At 63.1% G+C, this 22703-nt stretch carries 22 protein-coding genes; 11 read left to right on the top strand and 11 right to left on the bottom strand.

The window, feature by feature from the left end:
- The 5 genes from M2D63_RS22900 to M2D63_RS22880 form a co-directional block, all read left to right on the top strand.
- On the top strand, positions 1-1554 hold a 1554-nt coding region (locus M2D63_RS22900; RefSeq protein ID WP_285865342.1), incomplete at its 5' end, for a type VI secretion system Vgr family protein.
- On the top strand, positions 1551-3452 hold the full coding sequence (locus M2D63_RS22895) for a phosphatidylserine/phosphatidylglycerophosphate/cardiolipin synthase family protein (protein WP_285865341.1): 1902 nt from the start codon (positions 1551-1553) through the stop codon (positions 3450-3452). The genes M2D63_RS22900 and M2D63_RS22895, both read left to right, overlap by 4 nt.
- Positions 3453-3632: 180 nt before the next feature.
- Entirely contained in the window at positions 3633-4742 is a 1110-nt protein-coding gene (locus M2D63_RS22890) for a DUF6396 domain-containing protein (RefSeq protein ID WP_353050875.1), read from the top strand.
- Positions 4743-4767: 25 nt separating this feature from the next.
- A complete protein-coding gene (locus tag M2D63_RS22885) occupies positions 4768-5838 on the top strand; it encodes a DUF6396 domain-containing protein (RefSeq protein ID WP_353050876.1) in 1071 nt (356 codons plus the stop codon).
- Positions 5839-6402: 564 nt separating this feature from the next.
- Positions 6403-7005, top strand: a complete 603-nt coding sequence (locus M2D63_RS22880; protein ID WP_285865339.1) for a hypothetical protein — start codon at positions 6403-6405, stop codon at positions 7003-7005.
- Positions 7006-7113: 108 nt separating this feature from the next.
- Here M2D63_RS22880 and M2D63_RS22875 read toward each other — a convergent pair whose 3' ends face one another.
- Positions 7114-7656: a hypothetical protein gene (locus M2D63_RS22875; RefSeq protein ID WP_285865337.1), complete on the bottom strand. Its 543-nt coding sequence runs from the start codon at positions 7654-7656 to the stop codon at positions 7114-7116.
- A gap of 21 nt (positions 7657-7677) precedes the next feature.
- Complete coding sequence (locus tag M2D63_RS22870) at positions 7678-8337, bottom strand: HD domain-containing protein (protein WP_285865336.1); 660 nt, start codon at positions 8335-8337, stop codon at positions 7678-7680.
- Between the two features lie 199 nt (positions 8338-8536).
- On the opposite strand from M2D63_RS22870, the gene M2D63_RS22865 reads away from it, so the two are divergent.
- Positions 8537-9535 (top strand): GlxA family transcriptional regulator, encoded by a 999-nt coding sequence (locus M2D63_RS22865; RefSeq protein ID WP_285865335.1) that lies wholly within the window; start codon positions 8537-8539, stop codon positions 9533-9535.
- Here the strand turns inward: M2D63_RS22865 and rarD are convergent.
- Positions 9499-10437 carry an EamA family transporter RarD gene (rarD, locus tag M2D63_RS22860; protein ID WP_285865334.1) on the bottom strand — a complete coding sequence of 313 codons (939 nt, stop codon included), beginning with the start codon at positions 10435-10437 and terminating at the stop codon, positions 9499-9501. The two genes, M2D63_RS22865 and rarD, sit on opposite strands and share 37 nt — an antisense overlap.
- 94 nt (positions 10438-10531) lie before the next feature.
- Here rarD and M2D63_RS22855 point away from each other — a divergent pair, with 94 nt between their 5' ends.
- On the top strand, positions 10532-11005 hold the full coding sequence (locus tag M2D63_RS22855; RefSeq protein WP_285865333.1) for an Lrp/AsnC family transcriptional regulator: 474 nt from the start codon (positions 10532-10534) through the stop codon (positions 11003-11005).
- Positions 11006-11044: 39 nt separating this feature from the next.
- Here the strand turns inward: M2D63_RS22855 and M2D63_RS22850 are convergent, their stop codons facing one another.
- Positions 11045-11530: an FAD/FMN-containing dehydrogenase gene (locus M2D63_RS22850; RefSeq protein ID WP_285865332.1), complete on the bottom strand. Its 486-nt coding sequence runs from the start codon at positions 11528-11530 to the stop codon at positions 11045-11047.
- Positions 11531-11727: 197 nt separating this feature from the next.
- Between M2D63_RS22850 and M2D63_RS22845 the strand changes: the two genes are divergently transcribed.
- Positions 11728-13227 (top strand): PLP-dependent aminotransferase family protein, encoded by a 1500-nt coding sequence (locus M2D63_RS22845; protein ID WP_285865331.1) that lies wholly within the window; start codon positions 11728-11730, stop codon positions 13225-13227.
- Here the strand turns inward: M2D63_RS22845 and M2D63_RS22840 are convergent.
- Both M2D63_RS22840 and M2D63_RS22835 read right to left on the bottom strand, forming a co-directional pair.
- Positions 13224-13844: a thioredoxin family protein gene (locus M2D63_RS22840; protein ID WP_285865330.1), complete on the bottom strand. Its 621-nt coding sequence runs from the start codon at positions 13842-13844 to the stop codon at positions 13224-13226. The two genes, M2D63_RS22845 and M2D63_RS22840, sit on opposite strands and share 4 nt — an antisense overlap.
- Positions 13845-13867: 23 nt before the next feature.
- Entirely contained in the window at positions 13868-14134 is a 267-nt protein-coding gene (locus tag M2D63_RS22835) for a DUF2790 domain-containing protein (RefSeq protein ID WP_285865329.1), read from the bottom strand.
- A 224-nt stretch (positions 14135-14358) separates the two neighbouring features.
- Here M2D63_RS22835 and M2D63_RS22830 point away from each other — a divergent pair, with 224 nt between their 5' ends.
- The 3 genes from M2D63_RS22830 (at position 14359) to M2D63_RS22820 (ending at position 17173) form a co-directional block, all read left to right on the top strand.
- Complete coding sequence (locus M2D63_RS22830; protein WP_285865328.1) at positions 14359-15099, top strand: response regulator; 741 nt, start codon at positions 14359-14361, stop codon at positions 15097-15099.
- A gap of 8 nt (positions 15100-15107) precedes the next feature.
- Positions 15108-16409, top strand: a complete 1302-nt coding sequence (locus M2D63_RS22825; RefSeq protein WP_285865344.1) for an ATP-binding protein — start codon at positions 15108-15110, stop codon at positions 16407-16409.
- A gap of 125 nt (positions 16410-16534) precedes the next feature.
- A complete protein-coding gene (locus tag M2D63_RS22820) occupies positions 16535-17173 on the top strand; it encodes a ferric reductase-like transmembrane domain-containing protein (protein WP_285865327.1) in 639 nt (212 codons plus the stop codon).
- 1198 nt (positions 17174-18371) lie between these two features.
- Here M2D63_RS22820 and M2D63_RS22815 read toward each other — a convergent pair.
- The 5 genes from M2D63_RS22815 to M2D63_RS22795 form a co-directional block, all read right to left on the bottom strand.
- Positions 18372-18782, bottom strand: a complete 411-nt coding sequence (locus M2D63_RS22815) for a cupin domain-containing protein (protein ID WP_285865326.1) — start codon at positions 18780-18782, stop codon at positions 18372-18374.
- A 19-nt stretch (positions 18783-18801) separates the two neighbouring features.
- On the bottom strand, positions 18802-19557 hold the full coding sequence (locus M2D63_RS22810; RefSeq protein ID WP_285865325.1) for an SDR family oxidoreductase: 756 nt from the start codon (positions 19555-19557) through the stop codon (positions 18802-18804).
- 302 nt (positions 19558-19859) lie between these two features.
- The gene (locus M2D63_RS22805) at positions 19860-20579 is read right to left on the bottom strand and encodes an SDR family oxidoreductase (RefSeq protein ID WP_285865324.1); all 720 of its coding nucleotides are present in this window, start codon (positions 20577-20579) and stop codon (positions 19860-19862) included.
- Positions 20580-20674: 95 nt separating this feature from the next.
- On the bottom strand, positions 20675-21562 hold the full coding sequence (gene yghX / locus M2D63_RS22800) for a YghX family hydrolase (protein WP_285865323.1): 888 nt from the start codon (positions 21560-21562) through the stop codon (positions 20675-20677).
- Positions 21563-21675: 113 nt separating this feature from the next.
- Positions 21676-22677, bottom strand: a complete 1002-nt coding sequence (locus tag M2D63_RS22795; RefSeq protein ID WP_285865322.1) for an SLAC1 anion channel family protein — start codon at positions 22675-22677, stop codon at positions 21676-21678.
- Positions 22678-22703 lie beyond the last annotated feature (26 nt).

Below are 22703 nucleotides of genomic sequence, written 5' to 3'. Positions count from 1 at the left end.
CCGCAGATCGCCGGCACCGTGCCGGCGCGGGTCAGCAGCACGCGGGCCAACGACCCTTACGGCCACATCGACCTGCAGGGCCGCTACAAAGTGCGCTTTTTATTCGACCGCGACAGCTGGCGGCTCGGCGAGGAAAGCCTGTGGCTGCGCCTGGCGCGGCCCTATGCCGGCGACACCCACGGCCTGCACCTGCCGCTGCTGGCCGGCACCGAAGTGGCGGTGGCCTTCGAGCAGGGCGACCCCGACCGCCCCTACATCGCCCACGCCCTGCACGACGACCAGCACCCGGATCACGTCAGCCTGCGCAACTACAAGCGCAACGTGCTGCGCACCCCGGCCAACAACAAGCTGCGCCTGGACGACACCCGGGGCCAGGAGCACATCAAGCTCAGCACCGAGCACAGTGGCAAGAGCCAGTTGAACCTCGGGCACCTGGTCGATGGCAATAAGCAGAAGCGCGGAGAAGGCTTTGAGCTGCGCAGCGATGGCTGGGGCGCGCTCCGGGCGGGCAAGGGCTTGTTCATCAGTGCTGACGAGCAGCCCAAGGCCCAGGGCCCGGTGCTGGAAATGAACGCGGCACGGGAGCGGCTGCAACAGGCCGGCGAGCAACTGCAAGCGCTCAGCGTCGATGCCCAGGCCAGCCAGGCCGAACCGGCCGACGTGGCCGCGCAGATCGCCCTGCTGCGCGAGCAGCTCGACGAGCTCAAGGCCTCGGTGCTGCTGCTCAGCGCGCCACAGGGTATTGCCCTCACCAGCGGCGCGCACCTGCAACTGGCGGCCCGGCACAACCTGATGCTCAACGCCGGCGGCGCCGCCGACCTCAGCGTGGTCAAGCGCCTGTTCATCGGCGTCGGCCAGGGCCTGAGCCTGTTCGTGCGCAAGCTGGGGATCAAGCTGGTGGCCAACCAGGGCCCGGTCTGTGTCCAGGCGCAGAACGACAGCCTGCAACTGCTGGCCCGCCATGGCCTGGAGATCATCAGCAGCGAAGACGAGATCCGCCTCACGGCGAAGAAAAAGATCACCCTCAATGCCGGTGGCAGCTACATCACCCTCGATGCCGGCCGCATCGAATCGGGCACGGCGGGCGACTACGCGGTCAAGTCGGCGCACTTCGACTACAGCGGCCCGGCGAGCATGACCGCCACGCACCCGGACTACCCCAAGCGCCAGGTGCAGCCGCAACGCGTAAAGCTGAACATCCCCCAGGCCCCCAATGCCCCACACGCGGCCTGGGCCGGCATGCCCTACACCCTCGTCGCCGACGGCGGCGTATTGCAGAAAGGCGTGCTGGACGCCAGCGGGCAACTGTCGATCGAACATCAGGTGGTGACCCGTCACTACCACTTGCAGATGGCCAATGGCGTGACCTTCCGCATACCGGTGCCGGACGAGTACAGCAATGTCGAGCAAGGGCACCTGGCCAATCAGGGGTTACACAACCATCCCTCGCAACCCGATGCCGAGTTGAGCCAACCCGACTCGCATACGGACCACCGCGGCTTGTATGCCGCAGTTATGGAAAATTCAGCGACTAAAAAAGGAAAGACACAATGAGTCAGCCCGAGATCGTTGTGCCACTTGCACTCCAGCACACCCAGCAGGCGACGTGTTCATCGCCCTGGTACTTGATCAACACCGAATACCCTCCGGCGGCGGCGGCCTTTGAGCCCCTGATCAATGGCGAAGTCGCCTTCAGGGCCGTGCACCAGGCCATTGCCCAGGCGAAAAAGTCCATCGACATCATCTGCTGGGGCTTCCAGCCATCGATGTACTTCATCAGGGACGGCAGCGCCCCCTGCATTGGCGAACTGCTGATGGCCAAAGCCCGCAAAGGGGTGGCGGTGCGTATCCTCGGCTGGGAATTTCCGTTCAACAGTGCCGGGATTGGTGGCGAAGCCAACCTGCCCGGCAAGGGACCGTTCCGCCTTTGGGATCGGGCGTTGCAACGCTCTACACAGGAGCAATACGCCTATGACCGCGAATGGTTCAACCTCTGCGCCATGCCCGACAACATGGCCGCAGCGCTTCGTGCAGAGCGGAACATTCCGGTGTTCGTCGGTCGTGGCTTCAGCCTCTTCGAGCGGGCCGAAATTGCCTACCAGGCACGCTACAAAAGCCTTGATCCGCAGCTCAGCCTTGACACCAATTTCGCCATGACCATCGCACCGACCCATCATCAAAAGGCTGTGCTGGTCGACTACGAGCTGGAGGACAGTGCTGTCGGCTTCGTCATGGGCCACAACATGCTTGACGAGTACTGGGACACCGACGATCACTCAGCGCTGAACCGCTCGGAAGACGCCAAGCCTGCCCCCAACCGAGGCCCACGGGGCGACACGCCCCGCCAGGATATTTCCAGCCGGGTCAGCGGGCCGATCCTCGAACACCTGCACCACAACTTCGCCACGGCCTGGCGCAAGGAGACCGGCGAAGACCTGTTCGCCTTGCGCCAGGCCAGGCAAGTCGGGCCGCAACTTCAATGCATGCCCGGGGCCACCGAGCAACTCGTGCAACTGGTCCGCACCCAGCCACAGGACGGCAAGTGCGATATCCAGGCACTGCACTTCAAGGCCATCAACAACGCGACCCAGTTCATCTACATCGAGAACCAGTACTTTCGCTGGCCGCCCCTGGCCGAGGCGATCAAGCAAGCGGCCGCCGTCCAGACCCGCGCAGGACGCGATCCCGGCCTGCACGGCGCCTTGCACCTGTTCGTGATTACCAACGCCACCGACGACGGCATTGGCGCAGGGACGGTGAACACCCAGCGCATGCTGGAAAGCCTCGGTCGCGCCGACACCATGCCCCAGGTCACCAAATTGCGACGCATCGAGCAGGTGCAGGCCCAGGCAGACAAAGAGGCAATGACCCTGGCCGAGATGCTTGAAATGCAGGCCCTGATCACCCTGACGAGCCTCACCGATGCGCTAGGTGGTGGTGACGCGAGCGGCAAGGCCAAAGACGCCCGGCAGCAACGTTTCGACGATAGTCGTTGGCGGCAAGCCGTCCTCAAGGACAAGATCAGGGAAATCGAAGAAAGCACCATCACCCCGGAGCCGATCCCTGGCCTGAAGATCCATGTGTGCTCCCTGGTCGCCCCCGACTCGCCCGCCGGAAAACCCTGGATGCCGGTGTACATCCACTCCAAGTTGATGATCGTCAACGATGTGTTCACCACCCTCGGCTCGGCCAATATCAATGAGCGCAGCATGCTGGTCGATAGTGAGTTGAATATTGCCCATGAGTGGGCGAGTGAGACTCAGGCGTTGCGGCGGGAGTTGTGGAGGTTGCATACCGATAATAAGGGAGCACAGGATGATCCGGCAGAGGCATTCAAAGAGTGGCAGGTAATAATCAATAAAAATAAGGACTATAAAAAGGAAGAATTTTCACCTTACGCCCCTTTGATTGAATTCATTTACAACGAAGCAATCCTGAAGAACCTCGACTGATGCGTTGGATTCCATTGTGTTCATTTTTACTGTTGGCTGCCTGTGATGCCGGCCTTGATTTAACCCACTCGAAGAAAGGCGCTGTGATGGATCCGCTTACTGAGATTAAAACAAAACTGTCATTTACCTGCAAACACGAGCAAATCCCCCCCCCAAATGAGGCCGACATTCTATTCCAGCATGCACGCTGGCTGCAAAAAAAACAATCAGCTCAAGCAGGAAAAAAGCGTCGACGCTGAGATAGAGCGGCTGTATCGCATTGCTACTGAACATTATCATTACAAGGCCAATATCAATTTACAAAATGGCGCCATGCGCGGCCACTTCCAGGTGCGGGGTAAAGAGCAGTTACGCTTGAGCGAGCAACTGATCGGTGCAAACGTGGCCACCGGTTACCTATTTGTAGCGTACTTTCTACAACAAGGCTCCGCCGGATTAAAGCAGGACTCGGAAATGGCTCTGCGTTACTTTCGAAAGGCAGCTGATGAGGGGAACGCACAAGCGCAATATAATGTTGCCGAAAAATTGGCTCCAGTCCGTATAGCTCCGGACATTGCTCGTCAGATGCGCCGTTGTGCAGCAGAACAAGGGCATGGTAAAGCGGCTGTAGCACTAGCTGTGAACTTGCAGACAAAGGGCAATTTTCAAGAGGCTCTGGAAGTATTACAAATGGGTGTAGCCGCAGGCGACGAAAGTGCTGCCGGCTACTTGGACGACGGTTTTCGCGGACCGGATCCGTCAGATGATCTGCACTACTTCGGCCAACAAGAGGATCTTGAGCGCGCCGACCGCTACAAAAAAATCTGGCGCATCCTCGCCAACTACTCCTACGCCGACCCCAAAGTCCCCGAAATCAACGAAATCGTTCCCCTGCCTCCGGCCAAGCTGCCGCCCTGGGACGGCAAGCTGCAATGGCTGGAAGAGCGCCTGGCCAACGTCCCGCCACCAAAGCCCGACGAGGCCCTGATCCGCAAACTGGCCAACGAAAAACAACTCGACCCCGCCACCGGTCGGCCGTTGCCTGCCTCCCCCCATTTCATCAAGGCCACGGGGGTCCCTCTAATGTGCAACAGCGGCCAAGCCTGTCCACAGAGCGGCTACTGGGAAGCTGTTGGTCTGACATTCGGGTATGCAGCTTCCGCCAGCGATGGTGGCATTCGCCTGTTCAAACAAGGCGAGTCGATGCCCAAGCTGGTGGTTCAGCGTAGCCACCGACGCCTTTGGCCGCTTTCTGACAGGGTTACGACAAACGAAGAAACGATCCGTTGGTGCTTCTATGGTGAAGCGTGAAAACCGCCCTGGAAGGCATAACCTGATGCGCCGGGGCCTTCTACTTTCAAGCCTGTTGCTGGCTGCTTGTGACAACGGCAATGCTTTGGTCCAAGCGAAAAAACATGTAGCGGTGCCCGCCCTCGGTACTATCAATGCCAAGCTCGCTTTCAGCTGTGTGCACGAAAGAATACCTGCGCCACCAGCTGAGGCTGACATCCTCTTCCAGCACGCACGCTGGTTGCAAAAGAACAATCAGCTCAACCAGGACAAGAGCGTCGACGAGCAGATCGAGAGGTTATACCGCATCGCTACTGAGCAGGGTCATCATAAAGCCAGCATCAACCTGCAGAACGGTGCCATACGCGGTCATTTCAAACTTCGTGGCGCTGAAAACCTTCGCCTTAGTCAGCAGTTAATCGACGCAGGTGTGGCAACAGGCTATTACTTTGTTGCCATCTTCTTGCAACAAGGTTCGGCTGGCTTGAAGCAAGACCAAGAAATGGCGCTGCGCTACTACCGCAAGGCAGCAGATGAAGGTAACGCCGAAGCGCAATATTACATTGCAGAAAAGCTGGCACCGAGCGATATCGCTCCCGATATTGCCCGCCGGATGCACCGGTGTGCTGCGGAGCAAGGTCATGGAAAAGCGACTGTAGCTTTAGGGGTCAACTTAAAGGGAATGAGGCAATACCAAGATGCACTTGAAGTATTCCAACTAGGTGTAGCTGCAGGACACGAGAGCGCAGCTTCTCGTTTGTCCGATGCTTTTCGTGTTCCTCAACCGGACGATGTAATAGATTATTTATCTCAGCAAAAAGATGATGAGCGTGCCGATCGCTACGAGAAAATCTGGAATGTGTTAGCAGGCTATTCCTACGCCAACCCCAAAGTCCCCGAAATCAACGAAATCGTCCCCCTGCCTCCGGTCAAGCTGCCGCCCTGGGACGGCAAGCTACAATGGCTGGAAGAGCGCTTGGCCAACGTTCCGCCGCCAAAGCCCGACGAGACGCTGATCCGCAAACTGGCCAACGACAAACAACTCGACCCTATCACCGGTCGACCGCTGCCTGCTTCCCTACATTTCACCCCGGTCGCTGCACCTAAGCCCCGCTAAGGAGTTGCGACATTCGCCTGTTCAAACAGACCAGGGAAATACCCATGCTGGCGGTTCGATGCCCAGCGTCAGCCTGTTTCCTGTCAGGGGCACGGCCGGCACGAAAACAGCAAACGGAGAATTTTGATGGGGCCTGAGCATTACCCAACCAAGCCATCCCATGCAGTTCCAAGCGGCCATGGTTGTAGCATTTCCGTTGATCCGGTTAAACCAGGAGCGGTAAGCGCTACCGATTACCGCCGCCTCCTGACCACACTCGCTCGGCGGATTACAGTTACAGGCCTGCTTTGGCTATCGGGATATTGCCAAGCCTTTGAACGTTACGACTGCAAAGAACAATGGTTTGAGATTAGCGTTAGAGAGGCCATTGCAACCCGGCAATCACCAGCCAGGACCAGGGCATGCAGCAAGCACACTACGCTCGAACGAAATTACGGATTTGTCGTCGCAAACGGCTCTGCATACTGGACATCAGCGACCTCCACGCGCAGCAGTCCGTGCTCCGGACGAGGCGTGGGCTCAATAGGGCAAGTATTGATTCCAGTCTGCTGGTTGCCGAGCAGCTTGCAGATCCACAACACGTATGAGACGCGCAAATTCTGGCTAGTAAGCCGCGATGGTGCAAACTTCCGCATGGCCCCGGCAACGCCCGCTGTGTTGACGCCGTCACAGCTCGATGAGCTGAGTCGTTATGCGGTGGACCGTACCGCCGCGTACTACAACTCGGACAGGATTGAAGGTGCGGCCCCTGCGACCTTCGAGGTGTTCTTTCCAACCGGCACTGCCGAGCATTGGAAAAATTACTCCTTTGCCCGTGACGCCCATCACCTCTTCATCAATGGATGGCCACTTCCGTTTTTTGAGCTATCCCAAGCAACAAGGTTGGCGCTTTCCTGCGCAGACGACGAATCCTTTACCTGTCGAGATCGGGCCAGCCGGCAACCGCTTTTGATCAAGGTCGGAGATGATCTGCTCTTCCTGGATGGATCACGCCCAACACTGTTCAAAGGCCTAGCCAAACCAGACTTGGCGTGTTCGCTACATGGATTCAAAGCCTACTGCACGAGTGGCGGGCAGCATTATCGGATTGAGCCTGGAATCACGAAGCAAGCGCGCTTGATGCCGCAGGACAAGTACGGGATTGCCGACAATGAATCTCCAGAATGAGATTGGCTTGCAGGAGCAATTGACATGACTTGGCATTACTACCGGACTGCTGATTTTTCTCACGCTTGAGCAGCTTGAGCGCGTATCGGAAGGATTGGGAAGTCTTTTTCACCGCCCAAACACCACCACCTCCCCCCCACTGGCAATCACCAGACTCAACCCGCTATAGGAAAACCCGAACGCCCGCACCTCCAGCTCCACCGCCAGTTTGTGGAACACCGCCGGCCGGTGATAGCGGGCGCCGTGCAGCCAGGAGCCGGGCTCGACCAGCAGCAGGTGCTGCGCAGGCCAGGCCAGGGTGATGTCCTCGATCATCCAGCCATCGGCCGTGGCCACCGGCAGGCCGCCACCATTGATGCCGGCCATGCGGATGACCCGATCCTGCAACGGGCCGATGCCGCGGGTTTCCAGGTGGCGGTCGCTGCCCAGGTTGTCGGTGCGATCGCGGGCGACCCGTTCGCCGCTGCGGCAATCGATCACGCTGCGGCCGGCGCTCGAGGCGATCAGCAGCAGTTCGCTGTCACGGTCGAAACCCACTTCCAGAAGACCGGCCACCGTAAGCCGCGCCTTGAGCTGCCAGGGTGCAGGCGGGGGCGTGACCGGCAGTTGCTCGATCACCTTGCGCAGCGGGTCCAGGTGGGATGTGGGCATGGCGTGGCTCGGCAATGGGCGTCAGGTGTCGTTGGGCGCGATCTCGTGCATGAAGTTCCCCAGGAAGTGCTCCAGGCGTTGGTGGCGCTCAGCGGCCATGCGTGCGCCCGCTGCGGTTTGAAACCCTGAGGCCAGTTTTAGCAGTTTGGTGTGAAAGTGCTCGATAGCGTAGCGGCTATCATCATGATCGCGCCCCTCGGCGTAGGGGTTGGTGAAGTCGTACAGGGCGCTGCCATTGCGCCCGGCCACGTAGAAACAGCGGGCCACACCCACCAGGCCGATGGCGTCGAGGCGGTCGCTGTCCTGCAGGATCTTCGCTTCAAGGCTGGTGGGGAGCAGGCCTGCGGAAAAGCTGTGGGTCTGTACGGCGTGGGCAACAGCCTGCACGCGTGCGGCGGGCCAGCCTTCTTCGCCGAGGATTGCCGAGGCCTTCTCGGCGGACAGGGTCGAGGCCTTGCTGCGTAGCGGCGAGTTTTTTTCCACCACCACGCAGTCGTGCAGCAAGGTCGCGGCCAGCAGGATGTCCAGGTCGCCACCCTCCTCGGCCTGAATGGCCCGGGCGTTGGTCCATACTCGATGAATGTGCGCAAGGTCGTGGGAGCCGTCGCCCCTGCTGTCGGGCAGGTGAGGCAGCAAGGTGTCGGCGAGGGCCTGGCAGGGGTGGAAGGGCTGGCCGAGCATGGCGGTGGGCTCCTGGGGTTTGCTGGCAGGTTACAGCAAGCGACCGCTTCGCGGTCGATCGCAGGCTCCCACAAGGTATGGGGCCGTACTGCTCTGCTGTGGGAGCTGGCGAAGCCTGCGTTCGACGGACCAGCAGTCGCAACCCTCAATATCTGGCATCATTCGAACACGTAGTCCCCCTTGCCCTGCGGAGCCCAAATTGCCCACCCCTCGCCACTTCAGCAAGAAAACCAGTACAACAAACATGCTGAACCTCAAGCACCCCGAGGCGGCCTCCGCACCCGCCTACCGCGTGGGCTTCCTGTTGCTGGAAAACTTCTCCATGGCCAGCTTCACCGTGGCCATGGATGTGCTGGTCACCGCCAACCTGCTGCAGAACAACCTGTTCAGCATCACCCCGCTGTCGCTGGGCAGCGAACGGGTCACCAGCGACCTGGGCCTGGAGATCTATGCAACGCCGTTCGAGCGACCGGCGCTGGACCTGCTGGTGGTCTGCGGCGGCCTGCGCACGCCGCTCAAGTACCCGGAACTGGACAAGCTGCTCAGTGATGCCGCCGACCACGGGCTGGCCCTCGGCGGTCTGTGGAACGGCGCCTACTTTCTCGGTCGCGCCGGGGTGCTGGACGGCTACAGCTGCACTATCCACCCGGAGCAGCGCGCCAGCCTGGCCGAGCGCAGCCCGCAAAGCAGCATCACCCCGGCCAGCTTCGTGCTGGACCGCGACCGCCTGACCGCCGCCAGCCCCAACGGTGCGCTGGAGATGATGCTGGCACTGCTCAAGCTGCAGCAGGGTGAAGCCCTGGCGGCCGGTGTCGAGGAGATCCTGGCGTTTTCCGGGGCGCGCTTTCGCCGGGTCGACAGCAGCTCGAAGAAATCCATGAGCGTACCGCTGCGCACCATCGTCGAGCTGATGGAAAACAACCTGGAAGAAACCCTGAGCCTGGACCAGCTGGCCACCTACAGCGGTCGCTCGCGACGGCAGATCGACCGCCTGTTCCAGGCCCAGCTGGGCACCTCGCCCAGCCGCTACTACATGGAACTGCGCATCACCAAGAGCCGGCGCCTGCTGCAGTATTCCGACCTGCCGCTGATGGATGTGGCAATCGCCTGTGGCTTCGTCTCGGTTTCGCATTTCAGCAAGTGCTACAGCGCCTACTTCGGCTACCCGCCTTCACGCGAGCAACGGCTGGGCGAGTAACTGCGGCGGCTGCCATTGAGGCTCAGGCCGCCCTCCACCACCAGCACCAGCACCGCCAGCCAGATGGCGATGTAGGTCGGCCACTGGGCCGGGGCGATGCTTTCACCGAGCAGGATCGCGGCCAGCACCAGCAGCACCGGTTCGACATACACCAAGAGGCCGAACAGGGTCAGGTTCAGGCGTGGCCCCGACAGTGCCTGCAAGGCCAGGGCCGAGGCGCTGATCGCCCCCAGGCCCAGCACCAGCCAGGGCAAGCTCGAACCACTGCCGGCCACCTCGAGCACCACGCCGCCCTTGAGCACCAGCCACAGACTGACCGGCAGGCTCAGGGTCATGTCGAACCACAGGCCGCCCATGGTGTTGCTGTCGCTGACCCGGCGCAGCCAGAAGTACAACGGGTACCCCAGCCCCACCGCCAGCACCGGCCAGGTAATGGCCTTGGCGATGGCGACCTGGTTGATGATGCCCACCGCCGCCAGCGCGCAGGCCAGCAGTTGCAGGCGGCTGATGCTGTCGTTGAAGGCCAGGCGGCCGAGCACCACCATGGTCAGCGGCATGATGAAGTAGCCCAGCGACACGTCCAGGCCGTAGCCATTGACCGGCGCCCACATGAACAGCCACAGCTGCACCCCGAGCAGGGCTGCCGACAGCAGGCGCACCGCCCAGAACAGACGCTCGCGCAGCACGCGGGCGAACAGGGTGCGCACCTCGTGCCAGTGGCCGCTGGCGATCACCATCAGGGTCAGGCAGGGCACGGTCAGGAGGATCCGCCAGCCGTAGATTTCCTCGCCCTCCAGGGGTGCGAGCAGGCTGGTGTAGGCGTACATCACGGCGAACAGCACCGACGCCAGGACGTTGAGCAGCACACCGAGGGTGGCGTTGGGTGAGGTACGAGGGTCCATGGCGGCGTTCTTCTTGTGGGGAGTCGATGCGTGGTAATTTATTGCATCGCTGCTGAGAAGTGCCCTCGTTTTTCACTGCCTGGATGAGAAAATCTTGCACGCAAAACCTGCACTCGACGACTTCGACCTCGCCCTGCTCGATGCCCTGCAGCAGGACAACAGCCTGCCGCTGCGCACCCTGGCCGAACAGGTGCACCTGTCCACGGCCTCGGTGCAGCGGCGCATCCAGCGGCTGAAGAAAGCCGGTTTCATCCAGGCCAGCACCGCGGTGATCGACCCGGAAAAGGTCGGCCAGGTGATCACCCTGATGGTCGAGGTGCACGCCGACCGCACCCAGTCGGCGGACCTTGAGCTGATGAAGCAGACCTTCTCCGGGCCCGAGATCCAGCAGTGCTACTACGTCACCGGCGACGCCGACTTCATGCTGGTGCTGACGGTGGCGAGCATGAGCCAGTACCAGGCCCTGGCCCAGCGCCTGTTCCACGATAACCCCAATGTGAAATGGTTCAGGACCATCGTGGTACTGGAGCGGGTGAAGTCGACCCTGCAGGTGCCGATCAGCCTCTGACCTGTAGGAGCGGGCTTGCCCCGCGATACAGTGGTGCGGTCAATCGCGGGGCAAGCCCGCTCCTACGGCTTGTTCCAGCGCCTGGCGCAGCGCTTGGGCCGTGGCGTATTCGTGCTCTGCCACTACCTGGCCCTTGTCCAGTTGCAGCCACAGCACGGTGTCCTCGGCACCGGCATAACGGCTGGCCACACTGCCCTCGCGATCGAGCAGCACGCGGTAGCTGTAGTCACGCATGGCCGGAATGGCGAACAGTTTCGAGATCAGCGCCGGCATGCGCTGGATATCGGCGACGAACACCGCCCCCCGCGCCTCCAGGTAGCCCTTGGGGCGCTCGGCCAGGGCCGCCTTGACCAGCTTGGCGCCGTCCATGTTGCGCGCCACCAGCAGGATGCGGGTCTGCTCGTTGAGGCTATAGGCCTGGTCATACTGGTCGAGCAAGGTCCAGGGTTTGAGGTGCTCGCCGACCTGGGCAGCACTGGTCAGCAACGGCGCAAGGCTCAGCAGCAGGGCAATGGCGTATTTCACAGGTAACCTCGTTACGGGGGGACGGGATCGCCCATTCTAGCGCGCCCGCCAGCAAGCATCCCATCGGCGATCAGCAGGTGCACAACACTTGAGAACGACAGGACACTGCCTCCCCGCGCAGCGCGTGACGCAAGCGTGGCTCTACGCCTAAACTGGCCTGCCTGATCCGCTCCGTTTACCCACCAACGGCAGACCACATGGCCATTGCGTTCGAGCTTGAAACCCTGAAGATTCGCCTCAACGATGCCGAGTTCGCACGCCTGGACCTGCACCAGCGGATCCAGCGTGCCCTGCGCGCGCTGATCCTCGACGGTGCCCTCGCCCCCGGGGTGAAACTGCCGGCGACCCGAACCCTGGCAACCCGCCTCGGCGTGGCCCGCGATACCGTCGAAAACGCTTATGTGCAGTTGCAGCGCGACGGCTACATCCTGCGCCGCAAGGGCTCGGGCAGCTATGTGTCCGAAGCGCTGGGCAACGAACTGCGCGGCGCCTCACGCCGGCGCAGCAAGCCCCGCGGTCACCGGCCCGAGCCCCCAGCAGCGGGCCAGGGCCTGAGCCTGCGCGGGCGGATGATCTTCGACAGCGGCGGCGTCGCCGACCAGACCACCATCAAGGCGTTCGCCACCGGCCTGCCGGAAACCCGCTCCTTCCCCACCGCCGTGTGGGAGCGCCTGCAACGCCAGGCGATGAAGGACTACCGTGGCCATGTCCTGCTGCACGGCGACCCCCAGGGCGCCGAGCCGCTGCGCAAGGCCATCGCCGTGTACCTGAACCTGGAGCGCGGCGCCCGGGTGGCTCCCGAGCAGGTGCTGGTGCTGAGCAGCACGCGCCAGGCGCTGTTCCTCTGTGCGCAGCTGCTGGTCGATGCGGGCAAGCCGATCCTGCTGGAGAACCCCGGCTACTTTGGTGCCAGGAAGGCCTTCGAAGCCGCCGAAGCCCGGGTCGTGCCCATCGACGTCGACGCCCAGGGCATCCGCACCGACCTGCTGCGTGCCGACCGCAGTGGCGCCGCCTGCGTGTACGTCACCCCGTCGCACCAGTACCCCACCGGCGCCACCCTGAGCCTGGAGCGCCGACTGGAGCTGATCAACTGGTCCGCGCAGCAGCGCAAGTGGATCATCGAAGACGACTACGACAGCGAGTTCCACTACGACGGCCTGCCCACCGCCTGTGTCCAGGGCCTCGATCAGCAGCAGCGCACGCTGTACATCGGCACCTTCAGCAAGACCCTGTTTCCGGGGCTGCGCATGGGCTACATGGTACTGCCGCCGGAGCTGGTCAAACCCTTCAGCCATGCCCGCAGCATCGTCGACGGACACACGCCGCAGATACTCCAGCTGACCCTGGCGCGCTTCATGGAGGACGGCCACTACAACGCCCATGTACGGGCCATGCGCAAACTCTACGGGCAACGGCGCAGCTACCTGCTCGACGCCATCGCCAGGCACTTGCCCGGCATCGTCACGGCCTTGCGCCCGCCGGGCGGCCTGCAGATCCCCTGCCTGCTGGAACCGGGCTGGTCCGAAGCGCACAGCATCGACCTGGCCGCCAGGGCCGGCGTGCAGTTGCCGGGCCTCAGCCGCCTGTACCAGGGCGAGCACAAGCGCCAGGGCTGGCTGCTGGGCTACGCCTCGCTGACCGAGCGCGAGATCGAAGCCGCCATGCTACGGCTGTCTGCAGCCCTGACCACAGGCTAATTCGCGGGGGACTGAGCAGCACCCGCCTGCCCTGGCAATTCGGCCAGCAACTGCTGGATCACCTGCTCCTGGGTGTCGTACGCGCCTTCGCCGAAGTGCACATAGCGCACCTGGCCGCGGGCATCGACGAAGTAGTGCGCCGGCCAGAACTGGTTGGAGAAGGCGTTCCAGATCGTGTAGCGGTTGTCGATGGCCACCGGGTACTCGATGCCGAGCTTCTTCACCTGCTCGCGAACGTTGCCGATATCGTTTTCATAGTCGTACTCCGGGGTGTGCACGCCGATCACCACCAGGCCCTTGTCGGCATAGCGCTTGGCCCACTGGTTGACGTACGGCAGGCTGCGCCGGCAGTTGATGCAGTCGTAGGTCCAGAAGTCCACCAGCACCACCTTGCCCTTGAGCGCCTCGCGGTCCAGCGGCGGCGAGTTGAGCCATTGCACGGCGCCGTCGAGCTCGGGCATCGGCCCCAGGCTGTCCAGTTGCGAGCTGCCTGCGAACAGCCGCCCACCCAGGCCCAGGGCGACCACTGCAAGGGCCAGCGTGGCGACGATAGCGGCGCGGCGGCGCGCCGGGTTCAGGCGGCGCAGGGCGCCGCCGAGGGTTGTGAACAATGCCATGACGTTCTCTCTCCTTGAGGCGCTTAGCCGCCTTCGTGGCAGGCACCGGTGGCGTAGGTCTGGTATTTCACGCTATGGGGCTGCCCCTTCGAGTCCAGGTAGTCCATCTGCGCGGTGACGATCCCGCATTGGCTGGCGTTGTCGTCATGGATCGACAGCACTTTCTTCACATCCAGGTGCTGGCCGTAATGGTAGCTGGGCACCGGTTGCGTGGTGTCGGCAAAGGCACTGAAGGCGCCCAGGCCGAGGGTGGCGAACAGGCCGATGCGGGCCAGGGTCTTGAAGTTCATCTCGCGTCTCCCGGGTGAGGCTTCACCCTGTTGCCGGGGAGGAACAGCCCTTCCCGATGAGACCTATTTGAGGCGCAGCAGGTATCGGCGATGTGTCCGGATCAGCGCGCATTGCTTCAGCAGGTATCTGTCGCCCAAGCAGATACACTGCAATACAAACCCCGGCAGGCAAGCGCCACCGGGCTCTGTACACTGGCGCCAGAGCGCTTGAACAGGAGCCGGGCATGGATCATGTCGATCATGTGCTGATCGTCGACGACGATCGCGAAATCAGAGAGCTGGTAGGCAACTACCTGAAAAAGAACGGGCTGCGCACCACCATCGTCGCCGATGGCCGGCAGATGCGCGCCTTTCTCGAATCCAATACGGTCGACCTGATCGTACTGGACATCATGATGCCCGGCGACGACGGCCTGGTACTGTGCCGCGAACTGCGCGCCGGCAAGCACAAGGCCACGCCGGTGCTGATGCTGACCGCCCGCAACGACGAAACCGACCGCATCATCGGCCTGGAAATGGGCGCCGACGACTACCTGACCAAGCCCTTCTCGGCCCGCGAACTGCTGGCGCGGATCAACGCCGTGCTGCGCCGCACGCGCATGCTGCCGCCGAACCTGAGCATCACCGAAAGCAGCCGGCTGATCGCCTTCGGCCACTGGCGCCTGGACACCACGGCGCGCCACCTGCTCGACGCCGAGGGCACCCTGGTGGCCCTGAGCGGCGCCGAGTACCGCCTGCTGCGGGTGTTCCTCGACCATCCGCAGCGGGTGCTCAGTCGCGAACAGTTGCTCAACCTCACCCAGGGCCGCGAGGCGGACATCTTCGACCGCTCCATCGACCTGCTGGTCAGCCGCCTGCGCCAGCGCCTGCTGGATGACGCCCGCGAGCCGGCCTATATCAAGACGGTGCGCAGCGAAGGCTATGTGTTCTCGCTGCCGGTGCAACTGGTCGAGTCGTCATCATGAGTGTGCAATTGCGCTGGCCGCGCACCCTGGCCTCGCGCCTGGCACTGATCTTCTTCACCGGCCTGGTGCTGGCCTACGGGTTGTCGTTCAGCTTCCAGTTCTACGAGCGCTACGTCAGTTCCCGCTCGATGATGCTGGGCAACCTGGAGCAGGACGTGTCCACCTCGGTGGCCATCCTCGACCGCTTGCCTGCGGCCGAACGCGCGGCCTGGCTGCCCCGCCTGGAGCGGCGCAACTACCGCTATCGCCTGGACAGCGGCAAACCGGGCCAGCCCCTGAAACTGGCCGATGCGCCGATGGCCGCACAGTCCATCGACAAGGCCATCGGCAGCCAGTACCGGCTGGACTACCAGAGCATTCCAGGCCCACGCCCGCATTTTCAGGTGCACCTGCGCCTGGCCGATGGCAACCCGCTGACCGTGGACGTCACCCCGGCATCGGTGCCGCTGTCGACCTGGCTGCCGGTGGTCTTGCTGATCCAGCTGGCGCTGTTGCTGCTGTGTACCTGGCTGGCGGTGAAGACCGCCATCGGCCCGTTGACCCGCCTGGCCCACGCGGTGGACAGCCTCGATCCCAACGCCCCAGGCCCGGAGCTGGATGAAAGCGGCCCGCGTGAGGTGCGTTACGCGGCGGTGGCGTTCAACTCGCTGCAATCGCGCATCGCCGCCTACCTCAAAGAGCGCATGCAGCTGCTGGCGGCCATCTCCCACGACCTGCAAACCCCCATCACGCGGATGAAGCTGCGGGTCGAGGTGATGGACGCCTCCACGGAAAAAGACAAGCTCTGGAGCGACCTGGAAGCCATGGAGCACCTGGTGCGCGAAGGCGTGGCCTATGCCCGCAGCATCGACGGCAGCACCGAGGCCAGTTGCCGGGTACAGCTGGACGCCTTTCTCGACAGCCTGGTGCTCGACTACCAGGACAGCGGCCAGCAGGTGGCGCTGGGCGCCACCAATGGCGCGGTGATCAACACCCGCCCCCACGCCTTGCGCCGGGTGCTGGTGAACCTGATCGACAATGCCCTGAAGTTCGCCGGTGCCGCGCAGCTGGAAGTCCAGCATGGCGCCAACCACAGCACGGTGATCCGCGTGCTGGACAACGGTCCCGGCATTCCTGCCGACGAGCTGGATGAAGTGCTCAAGCCCTTCTATCGGGTCGAAGGCTCGCGCAACCGCACCACCGGTGGCACGGGCCTGGGGTTGGCCATCGCCCAGCAACTGACCCAGGCCATCGGCGGCACCCTGACCTTGAGCAACCGCGAGGGCGGCGGTCTGTGCGCGCAGATCGAGTTGCGACCGGCCACCCCGTGAGCGCGGTTGTACACGCCGATACATAACCGCCAACGGCCGACACACTGCAGATAAGCGCCCCTGCAAGACTCCCGGGCAGACCAGGCGACGGCACTCCGTCGTCGCCCCTGCACCCGGAGCACCCCATGAAACTCACCGCCTTGCCTTCGGGCTGGAAGCTGTTCGGCCTCCTCGCCCTGCTGACCCTGGCCATGACCGCGCTGACCCTGGCCGCCCACCCGCTGGGCTCGGACGGTTTGCGCAGCGCCATTCGTGCCACGGCACGCAGTTCGTATGCGCTGTTCCTGCTGACCTTCCTGGCCTCTTCGCTGGCGATCCTGCTGCCGGGTGACAGCACCCGCAGGCTGCTGCGCGAGCGGCGCTACCTGGGCCTGGCGTTTGCTTTCTCCCATGCCGTGCACGGCGTGCTGATCTACCAGTACGCCCAGCACTTTCCGGCGCTGTTCTGGGCCGGGCGTACGGTGACCTCGAGCCTGCCCGGCACCTTCGGCTATGTGTTCATCCTGTTGCTGACCCTGACCTCGTTCAAGACACCGATGCGCTGGCTCGGGGGGGCGGCCTGGAAGCGTCTGCACAGCATGGGGGTGTGGGTCATTGCGCTGGTGTTCTGCCTGTCGTTTTTCAAGCGGATTCCCATGGGGGGGTGGTATGTACTGGCGTTCTCGACGATGTTCGCTGGCATCGTTCTCAAACTGATCGCGAAAGTGGCCCAGCGCATGCGGCGTAAGGCTGTGGTCGGTAGTGGAGTTGGCCTTGAGGGGTGAGTGCATATCCATTTGCCATGGTGGCGCGGAGTCACCTTTGCGCCCTTACGGTATTGCTCCCGGCGGGGCGTACCGTGTCGCCTGGTCTGGCGATGCACGAAAAGCACAAGCAAAAGCGAAATCGCAAAGCCGAGCCTGCGCTTCGCTTTGCTGTTGCTCTTGCTTCTAAGCGCGCGATATTCCAGGCGCCATCAATCGTCCCTTCAGGAGGCCGAGTGGAACCCTTGCGTAGTGGGGCGACGGCCATGGATGGCCGGCGAGCGCCGCAGGGCCAGGGACGGCCCTTCGGCGCGCCCCCGCGGGAGCAAGGGTGTAACGAGGGAACCCGTAGCGCAGCGAAGGGCCGGATGCTGGGACAGGGGTTTTGCCTACTTTTGCCCTCAAAAGTGGGTCGCCGTAAAGGGCGAAACCAGCCAGCAGCACCGCCGCAGGGAATGGATATGCTCATCGTCTTCAGTGCCAACGCATTGGTCTGGGGTGTTGCGAGCTGATCCATTCGCGAGGGTGACGCGGAGTCACCTTTCCGCCCTTACGGCGGGCTACTTTGTCTTGGCAAAGTAGCCAAACCGTACGTCCCTGCATCCGGCCCTACGCTGCGCTCCGGGTCCCTTCCCTCCGGCATTGCTCCCGCCGGGGCGCACCGAAGGGCCATCCATGGCCCTGCGGTGCTTGCAGGCCATCCATGGCCTGCACCCGGCTACGCAATACCTCCGCTCAGCCTCCTGAAGGGACGAATCGTGTCGTCTGGGCTGACGATGTACGAAGAGCAAAAGCAAAAACCAAAGCAAAAGCGAAGTCGGAGAGCAAAGCCCGCGCTTCGCTCTGCTTTTGCTCTTGCTTCTAAGCGCGCGATAATCCAGGCGCCACCGATCGTCCCTTCAGGAGGCCGAGTGGAACCCTTGCGTAGTGGGGCGACGGCCATGGATGGCCGGCGAGCGCCGTAGGGCCAGGGACGGCCCTTCGGCGCGCCCCCGCGGGAGCAAGGGTGGAAGGAGGGAACCCGAAGCGCAGCGTAGGGCCGGATGCAGGGACAGGGGGTTTTGCCCACTTTTGCCCCGTCAAAAGTGGGTCGCCGTAAAGGGCGAAACCAGCCAGCAGCGCCGCTGCAAGGAATGGATATGCTCATCATCCTAAATGCCAACGCTCTGGTTTGACCCGTCGATTTCGGAACAGCAGTGAATCACCGCTGTATCACCGATCAATCCGCCGGCAACAACGCCGGCTTGCCGGTCTCCTTGAGCAGGAACACCACAAACTTCGCCGGCTTGTCCTGGCTGGCATTACGCCCCACGGTATGGATATCCGCCGGCCCCTCATGAAACACCTGCCCGGGCGTCAGGGTAACTTCCTTTCCGCCTTTGACCCCCATCACCACCGTCCCCTCCAGCACATAGACCACACCATGGGCGTCGTGGCGATGCACCGGGTCGGCGCCACCTGGCGGGTACTCCACTTCCAGCACCAGGATTTCCTTGCCCGGGTAGTCGGGCAGCGCCTGCGTCATCACCGGCTTGACCGTGGGTGGTGGTGCGCTGGTTGACGAACTCTGGGCCACCACCGTCGTGGCGCCCATCAAGGCTACAAGCACAAGCAACGAAGGAATGCGCATGACAGGCTCCTGATCCGCATCAACGTTGGACGGGGGTGTTTTTCAGCCAGGTATGGAAATGCATGCCACCCTTGAGCGCATTATCGTCAGGGGTCAGCGAACGATCATCGATCGGCGCACCGAAATAGGTGGCCTGGGGATCGGCGATCACCTCGCGGGCATCGCGGTTGTGCTCCAGGTAGGCGCGCACGAACTCGACCAGGGGCTGGCGGTCGGGCCCGGCAACTTCAAGGGTGCCATTGGCCGGACCCTGATCGACCAGGTTGGCCAACGCCTGGGCGACATCGGACGAGGCGATCGGTTGCAGGGCGGCATTGGTCAGGCGCACGCAGTTACCGTCGGCGCCGGAATAGGCAATCGCCCCCATGAATTCGAAGAACTGCGTGGCACGCAGGATGGTGTAAGGCACACCCGCTTCCTTGATCAGTTTCTCCTGGGCCATCTTGGCGCGAAAGTAGCCGCTCTCGAGCATGCGCTCGGTGCCTACCACCGACAGCGCGATGTGATGACGTACACCGGCGTGCTTCTCGGCGGCGAACAGGTTGCGCCCGGAGGTTTCGAAGAACGACAGCACCGCAGCGTCTTCGAACGAGGGTGAGTTGGATACGTCCACGACCACATCGGCGCCTTTGAGCGCGTTTTCCAGGCCTTCGCCGGTGAGGGCGTTGACGCCGGTTTTCGGCGAAGCGGCCAGTACGCCGTAGCCCTTGGCGTGCAGGTTGTTGCAGAGCTGGGTGCCGATCAGGCCAGTACCACCGATAACGACGATCTTCATGGCTGAGTCTCCCAGGGAATGGGGGCTTTGTACTGCAGCCTTCCATCCTACTCCGCCATATCGATGGGGCATCCGGGGGCGGATCAGTGGTTGCCTGGCGGTAGCTCCCACAAAGATTGCAGGGTATCTGTGGGAGCTGCCGACAGGCTGCGATCGGGCGCGAAGCGGCCGCAGTACAAGAGCGCCCCAGTACGTCTGATCCAGCGAGGTGGCCGGATGGCGATTGCTGCGCAGTCGATCGCAGGCTTCGCCAGCTCCCACAAAGACAGTTGCGCCCACAAGGGTCCGCCCCCTATCGAGGCTCAGAAGCGCTCGTCGGCCATGGCCGGCAAGGTCAGTTCCTTGACGAAACAGGCCGTGGACAGGCTCAGGGCCATGCGCACCACCTGGACCACATCGTGCACCGGAATCAACTGGCCTTCACCACGCAACGCAGCCTCCTCGCGCGGGGTCGCCAGCGGGTCGTCGGTGTTGAGGTAGCCCAGGTTCAGGCAGGTCACGCCCAACTGCTGCTGGCGGTAGCCCTCGCGCAGGGCATCGGCGATACCGCGCAAGGCGAACTTGGAGGCACCGAAGGTGACCTCCGGGCGCCCGCTCTGGCTCAGGCCGGAGGTCGAGCCGGTGAGGATGATGCGTGGCCGCTCGCTTTGCAGCAGGGTCGGCAGCAGGCGCTTGATCAGCAACAGGGTCGCAGTGATGTTGCAGCTGACGATGGCTTCTACTTCGGCGTCATCGTCAGCGAGAAAGTCGTAGTCTGGCGCAAAGGCCCGGCGCTCCCAGATGCCCAGGTTGTAGACCAGGGTATCGAGACCCTGCCCGGCCACCGCCTGCTCCAGGCGCTGCGCCGCCTCCCGTGGATGAGCCAGGTCGGCCTCGATCCACTGCACCTGCACGCCCGGACGCGGCACCAGGCCTTCAGGCCGGCTGCGCGACACACCGATGAGGGTGTCGCCCGCCTCTCCCAGGCCCTCGATCAAGGCCCGGCCCAGTCCCTTGCTTGCCCCTACCACCATGGTTCTCATCACCTGTCTCCTGACGTGGCCTATCGAGTAAACCAGGCATGCAAGCAGAGCAATGCAACCTTGGCAAACAGCGGTTGTATCCGGATGTGTGCCAACTACTTCAGGTAGCGCCGGAACCACGCCAGGGTCCGCTCCCACGCCAGCTGGGCTGCCGCCTCGTCGTAGCGCGGCGTGGTGTCGTTGTGAAAGCCGTGGTTGGCACCGGGGTAGAGATAGGCCTCGTAGGTGGTCCCCGCCGCCTTCAGCGCCTGCTCATAGGCCGGCCAGCCTTCGTTGATGCGGGTATCGAGTTCGCCGTAGTGCAACAGCAAGGGCGCCTTGATCTTCGGCACATCCTTGGCATCGGCCTGGCGCCCGTAGAACGACACGGCCGCGGCCAGTTCGGGGTAGGCCACCGCCGCCGCGTTGGCCACCCCGCCGCCATAGCAGAAGCCGACGATGCCGACCTTGCCGGTGGTGGTGTCGTTCTTCATCAGCCATTCGATGGCGGCGAAGAAGTCGTTCATCAGCTTCTGCTGGTCGATCCCGGCCTGCAGTTCCTTGCCCTTCTCGTCATCACCGGGATAGCCGCCTTTCGACGTCAGGCCATCAGGCGCCAGGGCGATGAAGCCAGCCTTGGCCAGGCGCCGGGCCACGTCTTCGATGTAAGGGTTCAGGCCGCGGTTCTCATGCACCACCACCACGGCGGGCAACTTGCCCTGGACCTTGGCCGGTCGCACCAGGTAGCCACGCACCTGACCATGGCCCTTGGGCGAGGGATAGGTGATGTACTCGGCGTGGATATCCGGGTCGGAGGCCGGTACCTGCTGGGCCAGTGCGTAGTTCGGGCTCAGCGACGCCAGCAAGGCACTGGCGGTCATGCCGGCGAAGGTGAAGGCCGCCGCGCGGTCGAGGAACTCACGGCGGTTGATCCGGCCGTGAGCGTAGAAGTCGTAGAGTTCGAGCAGTTCGGGGGCGAAGTCTTTGGCGGTGAGACGGTCCATGGGCGGGCGCTCTCTTCAATGACGGGTAAAATCGCTTGATTCATTAAAGCAGGCTTGGTGACCGCCGCTTGCAACGACGCGAGCCCGTTGCAGGCTCGCGTCGGTTCAGGCCATCAGGCGCTGAGCAGTTGACCACGGAACAGGCTGGCCAGGGTTTTCACCGTCAGTACCGCCAGGGCGATGGTCAGCAGGATCAGGATCACCCAGGCCAGCCCTTGCAGTGCCACTCCGCCCTGGGCATGGGCATATTTGAAGGCGGCATTGCTCAGCGCGGCCAGCGGGAAGCTGATGGCCCACCACGAAGGGGCAAACGGCACATCGCGGCGAAACACCTTGAAGCCCAGCACCACGGCCAGGAACAGGCCGAAGTAGAACAGCATGCCGGCAAACCGGTCGACCTCGCCGAACAGGTTGGTGTAGGCCAGAAAGCCCACTTCAAACGGCGCCACCAGGATCATCAGCGAAGGCACCATGCCCTTGGCCAGGGCGTCCTGGTGCACCAGGCGCGGGAAGATGCTGGTGAAGAACACCAGGGCCAGGGCCGCCCCCACCGCCATGGCCAGCAGGTTCAGCTCGCTCGCCCAGGCCATGGGCATGTGCGCACCGGTCACGGCGATGTCGAGGGTGGCAACGCCCGGAATGAGCCAGGCCGGCACCGCGTGTTGCAGGTCCTGCTTGCCCTTGAGCAAGCGCGACAGCACCAGCCCCCCCAGGGCCACGGCCAGCAGGCTGGCCACGCTCCACAACAGCTGGGCGAAGCCTTCGCTGTAGGGCGCTGCCACCACCGACAGCAGCAACAGGGCAATAACGATGGTGCCGAAGAAGTTGCCGGCGATCGGGTGCTTGAACTCGTTGACCACCGCCTGGCGATGGCGTACCAGTTTGGTGAGGTAACCTGCAGCGAGCACCACGAACACCAGACTGGCGAACAGGGCGATGGCTTCGCCGATCAGCGGGCTGACGCCGAAGTACTGGTGCGCCAGGCGCCAGGCCAGGCCCAGACCGGCCAGGCCCATGACCGAGCCGAACAGGTTGACCGGCAGGTGCTTGATCGAGACGCTGCTGGCAACCTGGCTGTGAGCAGGCTCCAGGGCGGGAATGGTGGCAGTGTTCATGACGGCTGACTCCTGGCTTGATTTGT

The organism is Pseudomonas sp. BJa5 (assembly GCF_030272875.2).
GTDB lineage: Bacteria > Pseudomonadota > Gammaproteobacteria > Pseudomonadales > Pseudomonadaceae > Aquipseudomonas.
The sequence above is the reverse complement of the archived record's forward strand: the minus strand, read 5'-3'. Positions and strand labels throughout refer to the sequence as shown.

What these genes read in the sequence shown, in the direction of transcription:
- M2D63_RS22870 (WP_285865336.1), bottom strand. Translation starts at nt 8,337, where the DNA reads ATGCTCGGCCAGCCCTTCCACCCCTGCCAGGCCCTCGCCGACACCTTG.
- M2D63_RS22820 (WP_285865327.1), top strand. Translation starts at nt 16,535, where the DNA reads ATGAAACTCACCGCCTTGCCTTCGGGCTGGAAGCTGTTCGGCCTCCTC.
- M2D63_RS22805 (WP_285865324.1), bottom strand. Translation starts at nt 20,579, where the DNA reads ATGAGAACCATGGTGGTAGGGGCAAGCAAGGGACTGGGCCGGGCCTTG.
- M2D63_RS22885 (WP_353050876.1), top strand. Translation starts at nt 4,768, where the DNA reads ATGCGCCGGGGCCTTCTACTTTCAAGCCTGTTGCTGGCTGCTTGTGAC.
- M2D63_RS22895 (WP_285865341.1), top strand. Translation starts at nt 1,551, where the DNA reads ATGAGTCAGCCCGAGATCGTTGTGCCACTTGCACTCCAGCACACCCAG.
- M2D63_RS22840 (WP_285865330.1), bottom strand. Translation starts at nt 13,844, where the DNA reads ATGGCATTGTTCACAACCCTCGGCGGCGCCCTGCGCCGCCTGAACCCG.
- rarD (WP_285865334.1), bottom strand. Translation starts at nt 10,437, where the DNA reads ATGGACCCTCGTACCTCACCCAACGCCACCCTCGGTGTGCTGCTCAAC.
- M2D63_RS22890 (WP_353050875.1), top strand. Translation starts at nt 3,633, where the DNA reads ATGCACGCTGGCTGCAAAAAAAACAATCAGCTCAAGCAGGAAAAAAGC.
- M2D63_RS22815 (WP_285865326.1), bottom strand. Translation starts at nt 18,782, where the DNA reads ATGCGCATTCCTTCGTTGCTTGTGCTTGTAGCCTTGATGGGCGCCACG.
- M2D63_RS22795 (WP_285865322.1), bottom strand. Translation starts at nt 22,677, where the DNA reads ATGAACACTGCCACCATTCCCGCCCTGGAGCCTGCTCACAGCCAGGTT.
- yghX (WP_285865323.1), bottom strand. Translation starts at nt 21,562, where the DNA reads ATGGACCGTCTCACCGCCAAAGACTTCGCCCCCGAACTGCTCGAACTC.
- M2D63_RS22845 (WP_285865331.1), top strand. Translation starts at nt 11,728, where the DNA reads ATGGCCATTGCGTTCGAGCTTGAAACCCTGAAGATTCGCCTCAACGAT.
- M2D63_RS22835 (WP_285865329.1), bottom strand. Translation starts at nt 14,134, where the DNA reads ATGAACTTCAAGACCCTGGCCCGCATCGGCCTGTTCGCCACCCTCGGC.
- M2D63_RS22830 (WP_285865328.1), top strand. Translation starts at nt 14,359, where the DNA reads ATGGATCATGTCGATCATGTGCTGATCGTCGACGACGATCGCGAAATC.
- M2D63_RS22875 (WP_285865337.1), bottom strand. Translation starts at nt 7,656, where the DNA reads ATGCCCACATCCCACCTGGACCCGCTGCGCAAGGTGATCGAGCAACTG.
- M2D63_RS22810 (WP_285865325.1), bottom strand. Translation starts at nt 19,557, where the DNA reads ATGAAGATCGTCGTTATCGGTGGTACTGGCCTGATCGGCACCCAGCTC.